Source organism: Pelagibacterium sp. (assembly GCF_035555455.1).
Lineage (GTDB): Bacteria > Pseudomonadota > Alphaproteobacteria > Rhizobiales > Devosiaceae > Pelagibacterium.
This window is the reverse complement of sequence record NZ_DATMGM010000045.1, coordinates 1-12,610: the sequence shown is the minus strand read 5'-3', so window position 1 is coordinate 12,610 and position 12,610 is coordinate 1. Positions and strand designations below refer to the sequence as shown.

13 protein-coding genes are annotated in these 12,610 nt (G+C 63.0%); 6 read left to right on the top strand and 7 right to left on the bottom strand.

Going from position 1 to position 12,610, the window contains the following annotated elements; translation table 11 throughout:
* Positions 1–58: 58 nt before the first annotated feature.
* The gene (locus VNS12_RS08680) at positions 59–571 is read left to right on the top strand and encodes an invasion associated locus B family protein (protein WP_325487428.1); all 513 of its coding nucleotides are present in this window, start codon (positions 59–61) and stop codon (positions 569–571) included.
* Between the two features lie 139 nt (positions 572–710).
* Positions 711–1,910 carry a dual-specificity RNA methyltransferase RlmN gene (rlmN, locus tag VNS12_RS08675; RefSeq protein ID WP_325487427.1) on the top strand — a complete coding sequence of 400 codons (1,200 nt, stop codon included), beginning with the start codon at positions 711–713 and terminating at the stop codon, positions 1,908–1,910.
* A gap of 46 nt (positions 1,911–1,956) precedes the next feature.
* Here rlmN and VNS12_RS08670 read toward each other — a convergent pair whose 3' ends face one another.
* Together VNS12_RS08670 and VNS12_RS08665 are read right to left on the bottom strand one after the other, a co-directional pair.
* Positions 1,957–2,148 carry a YqaE/Pmp3 family membrane protein gene (locus VNS12_RS08670; protein WP_325487426.1) on the bottom strand — a complete coding sequence of 64 codons (192 nt, stop codon included), beginning with the start codon at positions 2,146–2,148 and terminating at the stop codon, positions 1,957–1,959.
* A 78-nt stretch (positions 2,149–2,226) separates the two neighbouring features.
* Entirely contained in the window at positions 2,227–2,874 is a 648-nt protein-coding gene (locus tag VNS12_RS08665; RefSeq protein WP_325487425.1) for a LysE family translocator, read from the bottom strand.
* A gap of 152 nt (positions 2,875–3,026) precedes the next feature.
* Here VNS12_RS08665 and VNS12_RS08660 point away from each other — a divergent pair, with 152 nt between their 5' ends.
* The 3 genes from VNS12_RS08660 to VNS12_RS08650 all read left to right on the top strand — a co-directional run bounded on the left by VNS12_RS08660 (position 3,027) and on the right by VNS12_RS08650 (position 6,602).
* Positions 3,027–4,253, top strand: coding sequence for an argininosuccinate synthase (locus tag VNS12_RS08660; RefSeq protein ID WP_325487424.1), 1,227 nt, complete (start codon positions 3,027–3,029; stop codon positions 4,251–4,253).
* A 147-nt stretch (positions 4,254–4,400) separates the two neighbouring features.
* Positions 4,401–6,227, top strand: coding sequence for a translational GTPase TypA (gene typA, locus VNS12_RS08655; protein WP_325487532.1), 1,827 nt, complete (start codon positions 4,401–4,403; stop codon positions 6,225–6,227).
* 69 nt (positions 6,228–6,296) lie between these two features.
* Complete coding sequence (locus tag VNS12_RS08650; RefSeq protein WP_325487423.1) at positions 6,297–6,602, top strand: ATP-dependent Clp protease adaptor ClpS; 306 nt, start codon at positions 6,297–6,299, stop codon at positions 6,600–6,602.
* Positions 6,603–6,620: 18 nt separating this feature from the next.
* Here the strand turns inward: VNS12_RS08650 and VNS12_RS08645 are convergent, their stop codons facing one another.
* Positions 6,621–7,802, bottom strand: a complete 1,182-nt coding sequence (locus VNS12_RS08645) for a GGDEF domain-containing protein (RefSeq protein WP_325487422.1) — start codon at positions 7,800–7,802, stop codon at positions 6,621–6,623.
* A 176-nt stretch (positions 7,803–7,978) separates the two neighbouring features.
* On the opposite strand from VNS12_RS08645, the gene VNS12_RS08640 reads away from it, so the two are divergent.
* Entirely contained in the window at positions 7,979–8,302 is a 324-nt protein-coding gene (locus VNS12_RS08640) for a hypothetical protein (protein ID WP_325487421.1), read from the top strand.
* Here the strand turns inward: VNS12_RS08640 and VNS12_RS08635 are convergent.
* The 4 genes from VNS12_RS08635 to VNS12_RS08620 all read right to left on the bottom strand — a co-directional run.
* The gene (locus VNS12_RS08635; RefSeq protein WP_325487420.1) at positions 8,299–8,730 is read right to left on the bottom strand and encodes a metallopeptidase family protein; all 432 of its coding nucleotides are present in this window, start codon (positions 8,728–8,730) and stop codon (positions 8,299–8,301) included. The two genes, VNS12_RS08640 and VNS12_RS08635, sit on opposite strands and share 4 nt — an antisense overlap.
* Positions 8,727–10,139, bottom strand: coding sequence for a 3-isopropylmalate dehydratase large subunit (leuC, locus tag VNS12_RS08630; RefSeq protein WP_325487419.1), 1,413 nt, complete (start codon positions 10,137–10,139; stop codon positions 8,727–8,729). Before leuC ends, VNS12_RS08635 begins: the two co-directional genes overlap by 4 nt.
* Before the next feature lie 185 nt (positions 10,140–10,324).
* Positions 10,325–10,855: an inorganic diphosphatase gene (ppa, locus tag VNS12_RS08625; RefSeq protein ID WP_325487418.1), complete on the bottom strand. Its 531-nt coding sequence runs from the start codon at positions 10,853–10,855 to the stop codon at positions 10,325–10,327.
* 127 nt (positions 10,856–10,982) lie between these two features.
* A partial coding sequence (locus VNS12_RS08620) for an NAD-glutamate dehydrogenase domain-containing protein (protein ID WP_325487417.1) occupies positions 10,983–12,610 on the bottom strand: 1,628 nt, incomplete at its 5' end.

Here is a 12,610-nt window from a genome sequence, read left to right as displayed (position 1 = left end):
GCAAAGGTCGGGGCTACCCGGCCTTTTGCCGTTCTGACCGAAAATTCAGGAACGGATCATGATAACGCGCAAAATATTGTCCCCGGCCTTGTTTGCCCTCGCTTTGACGGTCGCGGCCACGCCGGCTTTTGCGCAATCGGTGCGGGTGCTGGGTGAGCACAACGCGTGGTCTGCTTATGCGACTAGCGAAAGCGCGGGACAGATTTGTTTTGTTTTATCCCGGCCCAGCGCCACCGAGCCGGTTCCCGCCGGGTTCACTCAAGGCTATTTCTACATTACTCACCGCCCGGCCCAGAACATCCGCTCCGAAATCAATCTGGTCGCCGGGTATGAATTTGCGCCCGAGAGCGTCGCAACGCTGTCGGTCGGCAGCCAGAGTTTTGATCTTTTCACCGAGGGTGACAGCGCTTGGCTCGCTGATCCCAGCCAGACGGCATCTGCCGTCGCCGCGATCCGGGCGGGCTCGACGATGAGCGTCTCGGGCACCGCCCTTTCGGGCCAGACCGTGCGGCAGAGTTTTTCGCTCTCGGGCGCAACGGCAGCAACCCGGGCCATCGACGCCGCCTGCTAGCGGGATAAGGGGCGCGACGGATTGCGCTTTTGCGTCGGCATTGGGCTTGTGCTAGTAGCTGGCGCGCAAGAACGGCTCGCATTCTTGGTGCCGCCTGCTTATATTTCCCGCTATACCCACAATAATGGACGTCCTGGCCATGAGCCTTGCGCTGAACATCGATCACGCCACCGCGCCGCGGCCCACACCGTCGGGCCCGCTCGATCTGGTTGGGCTCGACAAGCGCGAGCTGGCCGGGCATCTGGGTCAGCTGGGCCTGTCTGAGCGCGACGCCCGGATGCGGGCCAGCCAGTTGTGGAACTGGATCTATGTCAACGGGGTGCGCGATTTCTCGGCGATGACCAATATCGCCAAGGGCTTGCGCGCCGATCTGGAGCAGGCGTTCACTATCAACCGTCCAGAAATCGTCTCCGAGCAGGTGTCGGTCGATGGCACGCGCAAATGGCTGTTCCGCTTTCGCGACCCCGTCCATCCCAACATGCCGCCGGTTGAGGTCGAGACCGTCTATATCCCGGAATCGGACCGGGGGACGCTGTGCGTATCCTCGCAGGTGGGCTGCACGCTGACCTGTTCGTTCTGCCATACCGGCACCCAGAAACTGGTGCGCAATCTCACGGCGGGCGAAGTTCTGGCGCAGGTGATGATGGCGCGCGAACGGCTGGGGGATTTTCCCGGCGGGGTGCGCCCCACCGATGGCCTCGTGCCCTCGGGGGACACGCGGGCCATCACCAACATCGTCATGATGGGCATGGGCGAACCGCTCTACAATTACGATAACGTGAAAAAGGCGCTGCTGATCGCTTCGGATGGCGAGGGCCTGTCGCTGTCCAAACGCCGGATCACGCTCTCGACCTCGGGGGTGGTGCCCCAGATCGAGCCGACCGGGCGCGAGATCGGCGTCATGCTGGCCATTTCGCTGCATGCGGTGCGCGATGATCTGCGCGACGTGCTGGTGCCGATCAACAAGAAGTGGCCTATCGAGCAATTGCTCGACGTGTGCCGCACCTATCCGGGCGTCTCCAACGCCCGCCGCATCACGTTCGAATATGTGATGCTCAAGGATATCAATGATTCGGATGCCGATGCGCGCGAACTGGTGCGGCTGCTCGCCAAAATCCCCGCCAAGATCAATTTGATCCCATTCAATCCCTGGCCCGGCAGCAATTATGTCTGCTCGGACTGGGACCGGATCGAAGCGTTTGCCGACATCGTCAACCGCGCCGGCTATGCCAGCCCGGTCCGCACCCCGCGCGGGCGCGACATCTTTGCCGCCTGTGGCCAGCTGAAATCGGAAAGCGAGCGGCTGCGCAAGAAAGATCGCGAAGCCTTCATGCTGTGATTGGCCGGGGGCAACTCGTCCCCAGCCTTAAATCCCGTAGCGCGCGTTACAGCGCGGCGTTTTCGCGCGTCCGGTAGGCGGCGATGATCCAGATGGCGTGGATCAGGCCCGGCACATAGCCGAACAGGGTCAGAAGGATATTGAGCCAGAACTGCAGGCCGAACCCGACCCGAAAGAATACCCCAAGCGGCGGAATCAGGATCGAAAACAGCACCCGGATAAAGTCGCCAAACGTCATGTGTCGCGGTCCCGTGGTTTTAAGTTGTGCGTGCGATATGGGGCAAAATCGCCGTGCGACAAGATGCACGGGGAATTTTTATCGCCGCGTTTCGGCGAAGAGAATCGTCACTGCAAAACCGGCAAATACGGCGGCAAAGCTCCAGTTGAGGATTTTCTGGGCCCGCTCCGAGCGCAGCAGTGTATCGGTCAGCCAGTGTGCACCCAGCACGATGGCAATGACGACAGGCAGCGAGAGCACGAGGAATTCGAGGCCCAGGAACACCAGCTTGGCGCTGGCCGCCGGATCGTCGGCGGAGACGAACTGGGGCAGGAAGGTCACAAAAAACAGCGCCACCTTGGGGTTGGTGAGGTTGATGCCCAGCCCGGCCAGAAAGCTGCCCCGCAGCGTGGGCGTGCGGCCACCGGCCTGGGTGACGGCCAGCCCGGTGCCGGAGCGGATCGCTGTAACCGCCATCCAGAGCAGGTAAACCGCCCCCACGATCTTGAGCACAAAAAAAGCGGTGGGTGCGGCAATGATCAGCAGCGAAATGCCAAAAGCCGCCAGCATGGTATGAACCGCCACCCCGGTCAGGGCACCAACGACGGTCATGAAACCGTGGGTGGTGCCGAAATTGATGGTGCGCGAGACAAACAGGGCCATATCCGGCCCCGGGGTGATGGCCAGAACGATGGCCGCCACGGCATAGGTCGCGATCACGGTCAGGCTCGGTATCATGTCGATCATGGCGGGGGCTCATCACTGCGGGCTGGCGATCAGTTAGGCATTCCCGCCCGCGCCGGGCAAGCGCGAAATGATGGGCTGTTGCCTAAAGTGGACCGATCTGCTTACTGTCGCGACCAGTTTTTAGCCCACAACTTCAGGTCCCAAAGCCGGTCATGAGCAACGACATCAAGAAAGTGGTCCTCGCCTATTCGGGCGGGCTCGATACCTCCATCATCCTCAAATGGCTCAAGCAGGCCTATAATTGCGAAGTGGTGACCTTCACCGCCGATCTGGGGCAGGGCGAAGAGCTCGAACCGGCCCGCCAGAAGGCCGAGATGATGGGCGTCAAGGACATCCGCATCGAGGATTTGCGCGAAGAGTTCGTTGCTGACTACGTCTTTCCCATGTTCCGCGCCAATGCGGTCTATGAAGGGGTGTACCTGCTGGGCACCTCGATTGCCCGGCCGCTGATTTCTAAGCGGCTGGTCGAGATCGCCGAGGAAACCGGGGCCGACGCCATCGCCCATGGGGCGACCGGCAAGGGCAATGATCAGGTGCGGTTCGAGTTGTCGGCCTATGCGCTCAATCCCGGCATCAAGGTCATCGCCCCCTGGCGCGAATGGGATTTGCAGAGCCGCACCACGCTGATCGAATTTGCCGAAAAAAACCAGATCCCGGTGCCCAAGGACAAGCGCGGCGAGGCCCCGTTCTCGGTCGACGCCAACCTGTTGCACACCTCGTCGGAGGGGAAGGTGCTCGAAGACCCGGCGGTGGAAGCCCCGGACTATGTCTATCAGCGCACCGTCGATCCGGTGGATGCGCCCAATGAGCCCGAAACCATCACCATCGGCTTCGAAAAGGGCGACCCGGTCTCGGTCAATGGCGAAAAGCTCTCGCCTGCGGCGCTTCTGACCCGGCTCAACGAGCTGGGCGGCAAGCATGGCGTGGGCCGGCTCGATCTTGTCGAAAACCGCTTTGTCGGCATGAAGAGCCGGGGCATTTACGAGACGCCGGGCGGCACCATCCTGCTCGCCGCCCATCGCGGCATCGAGTCGATCACCCTCGATCGGGGCGCGGCGCACCTCAAGGACGAGATCATGCCGCGCTATGCGGAACTGATCTATAACGGCTTCTGGTTCTCGCCCGAGCGCGAAATGCTGCAGGCGCTGATCGACAAGAGCCAGGAATATGTGGCCGGGGAAGTGACGCTCAAGCTCTATAAGGGCTCGGCCAATGTGGTGGCGCGCACCTCGCCCTATTCGCTCTATTCGGAAGATCTGGTGACCTTCGAGGAAGGCACCGGCTCTTACGATCACCACGACGCCGAAGGCTTCATCAAGCTCAACGGTTTGCGCCTCAAGACCTATGGCGCCCGCAAGATCCGGTTGGCCCGGAGCTAGGCTCACACCGATTTGATGCGAAACGCCGCCTCCCGACACGCGCTCGGGGGGCGGTACATGGCCGCCCCGATGCAGGGGCGCTTGTTTACAGGCCTTTGGTGCTGTAAAGGGAGGGCCAACGAAACTCCCGAAATGGCTGTTCCCCCTATGAGCTTGCGCAATATTGCGATCATTGCACACGTCGACCATGGCAAAACCACAATGGTCGATACCCTCCTCAAGCAGTCGGGCACGTTCCGGGAAAACCAGCGGCTCGATGACCGGGTCATGGATTCGGGGGATCTGGAAAAGGAACGGGGCATCACCATCCTGGCCAAGGTGACCTCGATTTCCTGGAACGACTATCGCATCAACATCGTCGATACACCGGGTCACGCCGATTTCGGCGGTGAGGTCGAGCGCATCCTGTCGATGGTCGATGGCGCGGTGATCCTTGTCGATGCCGCCGAAGGCCCGATGCCGCAAACCAAGTTCGTGCTGTCCAAGGCGCTCGAAATCGGCTTGCGCCCCATTGTTGCGATCAACAAGATCGACAAGCCCGATGAGCGCCACAATGAAGTGCTCGACGAGATTTTCGACCTGTTCGTTTCCCTCGATGCGACCCCCGAGCAGCTCGACTTCCCCGTGCTCTATGGCTCGGCCAAGCAGGGCTGGATGGCTGCCGATCCGACCGGCCCCCGGGATTCGATCGACCCGCTGCTGCAAAAGATCGTGGAACATTTCCACGCACCTGAGGTGGCCGAAGGCCCGTTCCGGATGCTGGTCACCACCATCGAGCGCAATCCGTTCCTGGGCCGTATTCTGACCGGCCGCATTCATTCGGGTACTGTGCGTCCCGGCGATGCGGTGCATGCGCTTTCGCGTGACGGCAAGGTGGTTGAGAAAGGCCGGATCACCAAGGTTCTGGGCTTCCGTGGCCTGGAGCGTGAGCCGGTTGACGAGGGCGTGGCCGGCGATATCGTCGCCCTTGCCGGGCTTGAGGACGCAACCGTCGCCAACACCATCGCGGTGCCGGCGGTGACCGAGGCGCTCGAAGCCAAGCCCATCGATCCCCCCACCCTGTCGGTGACCTTCCGTATCAACGATGGTCCTCTGGCCGGACGCGAGGGCGACAAGGTCCAGTCGCGGGTGATCCGCGAGCGGCTGATGCGCGAAGCCGAGGGCAACGTCGCCATCCGCGTGACGCCGGGCGAAGACGGCGATTCCTTTGACGTGGCCGGTCGCGGCGAATTGCAGCTCGGTGTGTTGATCGAGACCATGCGCCGCGAAGGGTTCGAATTGTGCCTGGGCCGTCCACGGGTGCTGCTGCGCGAAGAAGAAGGGCAGCGTTTCGAGCCGGTCGAAGAAGTGATCATCGACGTCGATGATGAATTCTCTTCTGTCGTCGTGCAAAAGCTCACCGAGCGGCGCGGGGAACTTGTCGAAATGCGTCCTTCGGGGCAGGGCCGCACCCGGCTGCGGCTGTATGTGCCCACGCGTGGCCTGATCGGCTATCAGGGCGAACTGCTCTCGGACACGCGCGGCACGGCGATTTTCAACCGCGTGTTCCACGATTATGTGCCCTATAAGGGCCCGCTGCCGTTGCGCCGCACCGGGGTTCTGATCTCCAACAGCGATGGTCAGGCCGTGGCCTATGCGCTGTTCCATCTGGAAGATCGCGGCGCGATGCTGATCGATCCGGGCGTCGACGTCTATGAGGGCATGATCATCGGCGAGCACAATCGCGAGAATGATCTTGAGGTCAACGTGCTCAAGGGCAAGCAATTGTCCAACATCCGCACCACCTCAAAGGATGAGGCGATCCGGCTGACGCCGCCCAAAAAGCTCAGCCTCGAACAGGCGCTCTCCTATATCACCGATGAGGAATATGTGGAGGTTACGCCCTCGTCTATCCGGCTGCGCAAGATCCATCTCGATCCCCATGACCGCAAGCGCGCGGCACGGGCCGCCGCAGCGGAGGCATCGGCGAGTTGATTTGCCGTCGGCAGCCCCGGTGCCCTATAGTGGGCATCGGGCTGCCAACCAGCTGATGGAGGTAAAGCCTTGAGCGATATCTCGACAAAGCAGCGCACCGAGACGCGGGTGAAGACCGAACGCCCCAAGCTGCACAAGGTCATCCTGCTCAACGATGATTACACGCCGCGCGAGTTCGTGGTCAAAGTCCTCCAGTCGGTGTTCCGGCTGTCCGAGCCGCAGGCGCAGTCCGTGATGATGACGGCGCATCAGAAAGGCGCGGCGGTGATCGCCGTCTATACCCAGGAAATCGCCGAGACCAAGGCGGAAGAGGCCATAGCCCTCTCGCAGCATTTCGGCTTTCCGCTGATGCTGACCACTGAGCCAGAGGAATAGGCGCCGGTTTCGGAACGGTCATGGCCTCTCATTGGGCAGGGCGAATTCCGAGCGCGCCGCCAGCCGCAGGCAATCGCCTCCGGCCCGCTGGGCTTCGTCCAGCGCCCACAATCCCCTCGCCAGCAGGTCTGCATAGACATCGCCGGGTTCGCGCTCGGTGATGCCGATGCTCAACGCCACCGGGCGGCCGATATCAGCAAAATCGGTGGCGAGCGCCGTGCGCAGCGCCTCGGCGACATCGCGGGCGGCGAACAGATTGGCTTGCGGCGCGAGAATGGCAAAATCGTAATCGGCAACGCGTCCCACCAGGGACCCGGCCGGGGCCAATGCGATGATGCGCGCGGCGATGTCTGTGGCGGCAAGTGCGGGGGCCGCTGGGATCACCGGATGGTCCACCGCAATCAGCGTCAGCGCCATGTCGACCCGCTCGGGCAGGTCCGGCCTTTCCGTTTCGGCCAGGGCCACCACCATACGCCGGGCGTGGGCGGTGAACCCGGCCCGGTTGAGCAGCCCGGATTCCGCATCACGTTCAGCCCGGCGGATCAGGCGTTTGGCGGTGTCGCCCAGCACCAGCACCAGTCCGCAGGCGGCCAGCACCAGCAACAGCACCGCGCCCAGCGCTGTCGAAAGGCCCGCATAGGAGGTCTGGGCGAAACTGCCGGGCGAGGTGCCCACGCCTCCAACCCATTGCGCCAAAAAGGGTTTCAAGACGAAATGGACGGCCAGCAGGCCAAACAGCACCAGCAAGACCCGGTCGAACCACGCCTTTTCCCGGGCGCGGGCGATCACCGACAGGCCGAACAGGCTCAGCAGCGCATAGGGCAGCTGATAGAGCATCTGGCGCAGAAAATCGGAGCGCGGCAGGTCGAGGATCAGCCAGTACAGCAGCGCCGATGCGGCGATGATGGCGAAACCGCCCCCGGCGGGAAGCGGCACGTGGTAGTGACGGCCAAGGCCATAGGCCAGCAGCACCAGCATCACGACCATGGCCATAGCGATGGTCATGCGCACCGGGCCCGGCCACCAGCCGGTGGAGAGAACGATTTCTCCACCAAAGCTGAGCGCCGCCGCAAGGAACGCTCCGGAAAACCACAAGGCTGCGCGGTTGAGGCTGTCGAACCGGGCGACAGCGAGGAAAACTGCCGACTGCAGCAGGCACAAGGCGACAATGATCCAGGAAATGAGGACTGCGCCGCTCATTGCAATACATCCACCCAAGGGGGCCGCCCTGTGATCGTGAACCGAAGCTGGTTGCGACCACTTTTTGGCGGTTTCCTTCGGTAATCCCATATGGCGGCTTACGCAAGCGGGTTTGTGGCAACCGTTCTGCTCCAGTACCGTTGATCCTCAAAACCCAGCAACGAGGAGAAACGGCAATGGCGCAAGTGCTCACCGATCTGGCCGATATCCGGCAATGGACCGAAGCGCGCGGGGGCAACCCGATCATGGCGGACATGCCCGATGTCGGCGGCAAGGATCAGCATCTTTTGGGGCTGACCTTCGATCAGCACATGCTCAACGCGGACACCAATGAAGGGCCCGACCGTCCGGGGCCCCATTATGATCTGGTCGATTGGGACGCCTGGTACACGGCGCTCAAGGTGCAGGATCTGGTGCTGGTGGTCGATGACGATCTGGAGGGCGATCTCTACCCCAATTATCGCTTCATGAGCCGGGGCGAGGCGGGCGAGGGCGGCTAACGTGTCCCGTCGTCGATCGCGTACATGTCGTCGTCGGACAGCCCGAAATGGTGCCCGATTTCATGGACGAGGACGTGGGTGATGATGGCGCCCAGCGTGTCGGTGTGCTCGGCCCAGTAATCAAGGATGGGGCGGCGATAGAGCCAGACCCGGTTGGGCATCTGGCCGGTGAACGGGGTGATCCCGTCATCGGTCAGCCCGATCCCTTCGAACAGCCCCATCAGCTCGAACGGGCTTTCCAGTTCCATGTCGGCGACAACATCGTCGGCAGGGAATTCGGCGATCCGGCATTCGACCTCGCGCGCCAGCGAGCGGAACGGTTCGGGCAGCGCGTTCAGGGCCTCGATGGCGAGGGCTTCAAGATCGTCGAGGGAAGGGGCCGCGAGCGGCCCCCACAGTTGCGCGTTTCCGGTGGTATCGCCGGTCATTGGCCTCGCGGCCACTCGCGGATATCCACGAAATGACCACGGATGGCGGCGGCGGCAGCCATGATGGGCGAGACCAGATGGGTGCGGCCCTTAAAGCCCTGGCGGCCTTCGAAGTTGCGGTTCGAGGTCGAGGCGCACCGCTCGCCCGGGGCCAGCTTGTCGGCGTTCATGGCCAGGCACATCGAGCAGCCCGGCTCGCGCCATTCAAAGCCCGCATCGATAAAGATCTTGTCGAGCCCTTCGGCTTCCGCCTGGGCCTTGACCAGCCCGGAGCCTGGCACGACCATGGCGCTGATCCGCTCATGGACCTTGTTACCCTTGACGATGGCGGCGGCGGCGCGCAGGTCCTCGATGCGACCGTTGGTGCACGAGCCCAGGAACACCCGGTCGAGCGCGATATCGGTGATTTTGGTGCCGGGGACGAGGCCCATATACTCCAGCGCCCGCTTTTTCGACGCGCGGCGGTTGGCGTCGTCGATCGCGTCGGGATCGGGCACGGTGCCGGTCACCGAGATCACGTCCTCGGGGGACGAACCCCAGGAGACGATCGGCGGCAGATTGGCGGCGTCGAGCACCACTTCCTTGTCAAACACCGCGCCTTCGTCGGTATAAAGGGTCTTCCAGTAGTCGAGCGCCATGTCATAGGCCGCGCCTTTCGGCGCGCGCGGACGGTCCTTGACATAGGCAAAGGTCTTTTCGTCGGGGGCGATCAGGCCCGCTCTCGCGCCACCCTCGATGGTCATGTTGCAGATCGTCATCCGGCCTTCCATCGACAGTTCGCGAATGGCCTGTCCGGCAAATTCGATGACGTGCCCATTGCCGCCGGCGGTGCCGATCTCGCCGATGATGGCAAGGATGATATCCTTGGCGGTGACCCCGTCCGGCAGCGAGCCGTTGACGGTGACGCGCATGTTCTTGGCCTTTTGCTGGATCAGCGTCTGGGTGGCCAGAACGTGCTCGACCTCCGAGGTGCCGATGCCATGCGCCAGGGCCCCGAACGCGCCATGGGTCGAGGTGTGGCTGTCGCCGCACACAATGGTCATGCCGGGCAGGGTGAAGCCCTGCTCGGGGCCGACGATGTGGACGATGCCCTGACGGATATCGAGTTCGTTATAATATTCGACACCGAAATCGACGGCGTTCTGGGCCAGGGTATCGACCTGAATCTTGGATTCCGGATCGTCGATGCCGTGGGTGCGGTCGGTGGTCGGAACGTTGTGGTCGACCACGGCCAGCGTCCGCTCCGGCGCGCGCACCGTGCGGCCGGCAAGACGAAGACCCTCGAACGCCTGCGGGCTGGTGACTTCGTGGACGAGGTGGCGGTCGATATAGAGAATGGCGGTGCCATCCTCATTATAGGCTACCACGTGGTCGTCCCAAATCTTGTCGTAGAGGGTCTTGGCGGTCATGGATCGGTCGTTTCCGGCTCGGTGAGGGAACAAGCCGTACCGGTGGGTACGGTCTATCACTATTTACGCGCGCTGGCGGGTCAAGGTCAAGGGTGGCGGGGTTCACACAAAGGTTGACTGGACGGTCCGCCCCTTTCTTTCCCCTCTCCCGGCAGGGGAGAGGGGAAAAGAGCGGGCGGTGGTGCTCAGCCCTTGTTGGCCATCGCGATGGCGTCGAGGATCACCTTGCGGGCATCTTCGACATTGCCAATGCGGTCGATCTTGGCCCATTTGTTGGGCTCAAGGTCCTTGTAGTGCATGAAAAAGTGCTTGACGCGCTCGACCTGGATTTCCGGCAGATCGGTGATGTCACGGATGCCGTCATACATCGAGGTCAGCTTGGAGACCGGCACGGCAAGGATTTTTTCGTCCTGTCCGCCATCGTCTTCCATAAACAGCACGCCCACGGGACGTGAGCGCACCACGGCACCGGGGACCAGCGGGCGCGAATTCATCACGATCACGTCGAGCGGATCGCCATCGCCGCACAGGGTGTGCGGCACAAACCCGTAATTTCCCGGATAGCGCATGGGCGTATAGAGGAAGCGGTCGACAAACAGCGCGCCGGATGCTTCGTCAATCTCGTATTTGATCGGCTCGCCCCCCAGCGGCACCTCGATGATCACGTTGAGGTCTTCGGGCGGGTTCTTGCCCACCGGTATGGCGTCGATATTCATATGCCGTTCGATCCTGAAATTGAAAGTAGGGGTCGGGCGCTATGTGCCCACCGAAGCAGGCAATTGCAAGACATAAACGGCGCCGCGACACTGTGGGCGGCGGCGCCGGACAAGGATGAGGCCAGCGTCAGCTGCTGGCCAGATCGCTCAGCAGACCAGCGGCGACAGAGAGCCGGGAAATGGTCAGTTCGCCGTCGATCAGGTCTTTGAGCGTATCGGCCAGCCGGGTGATCGCGGTCTGGCGCGCGGCGTTCCACGCGACGATACGGTCATCGACCGACCCGGTCCCGGACGCGATGATATCGCCAGCCAGATCGCGCAAGGCGCGGTTGAGGTTGGCCAGCGCCCGGTCGATCGCCATGCGGTCGAACCGGTCCGCCGCTTCGATATCGGCGCCGTGCTCGGTCAGCCGCCCAAGCCCGAACCTCTCGATCACCGCGAACATCGCCCGCGCGGCATCGAGCACGTCGGCACCGCTCTTGTGGGCCACCAGCACCGCGTCGGGTGCCAGCGCCAGCGCCGGCAGCGCCGCGATCTGGCGGGCCTGGTCGGGGGGGGTGCCACCGGCCTCGAACGCGGCCTGCTGGTCGGCCATCGATTGGGCATAGAACGGAGAAACCAGATCGGGGAGCGCGGCGCGAATGGTGGCGATCCCGTCACGATAGCGATCGATCTGGGCGGACAGCCCGCCGGAAAAATCACCATTGCGCAGGAACCACAACACACCGCCCACCTGCAGGGTCTGGATCTGGGCATAAAGCGCCAGCTGGCTGTCGCCCGAAACGATGGTGTCGAGTGCATCGACTGCGCCGTTGAGCGCCTGGATGTCAAAGCTGTCGCGCGCCGCGGCATAGGCCAGGGCAATCGTTCCGGCGTCGGCGGCGGTCATTGCCGTCAGGCGGGTGACAAAGGCCGGGCCGCCGCGATTGATCATGGCGTTGGAAAGCACCGTGCCGATCACATCGCGCCGCAGGCGGTGGCTGTCGATGGTTTGCGGGAACCGCTCCTGCAACTCCGTGGGGAAGTAGCGATACAGCTCCCGGGCCAGATACGGATCGTCGAGCACGGGCGAATCGAGCAGCTGGGCATGCAGGTCCAGCTTGGCATAAGCCATCAGCACGGCCAGTTCCGGCCGGGTGAAGGCTGTGCCCGCTGCGGCGCGGGCCGCCAATTGCTCGTCATCGGGCAGATATTCGACGGCCCGATCCAGCTCCCCGATGGCTTCAAGTCCTTCCATCAGATCGACGAGGTCGGAGAAATCGCCCATGCCCCGCCGCTGGGCCAGCGATAGCGCCAGTGATTGCAGGTAGTTGTTGCGCAGACACAGGGCCGCCACGTCATCGGTCATGTCGGCAAGGAACTGCGCGCGGGCTTCGGCCCCAAGCTCGCCCGAACGCGACATGTCGGAAATGGCGATCTTGATGTTGACCTCAAGGTCGGACGAGTTGACGCCCGAGGAGTTGTCGATGGCGTCGGAGTTGATGCGTCCGCCATTGAGGGCATATTCGATCCGCCCCAGCTGGGTAACGCCCAGATTGGCGCCTTCGCCCACCACCCGGGCGCGCACATTGCGTCCGGCTACGCGGATCGGATCATTGGCCCGGTCGCCCACGCTGGCGTCGGCTTCATTGGAGGCGCGGATATAGGTGCCGATGCCGCCGAACCACAAAAGGTCGACCGGCGCGCACAGGATGGCCGACATGATCTCCGTCGGGGTGGCGGTCGCTCCGCTCAACCCGAGCAGGTCCCGCATCT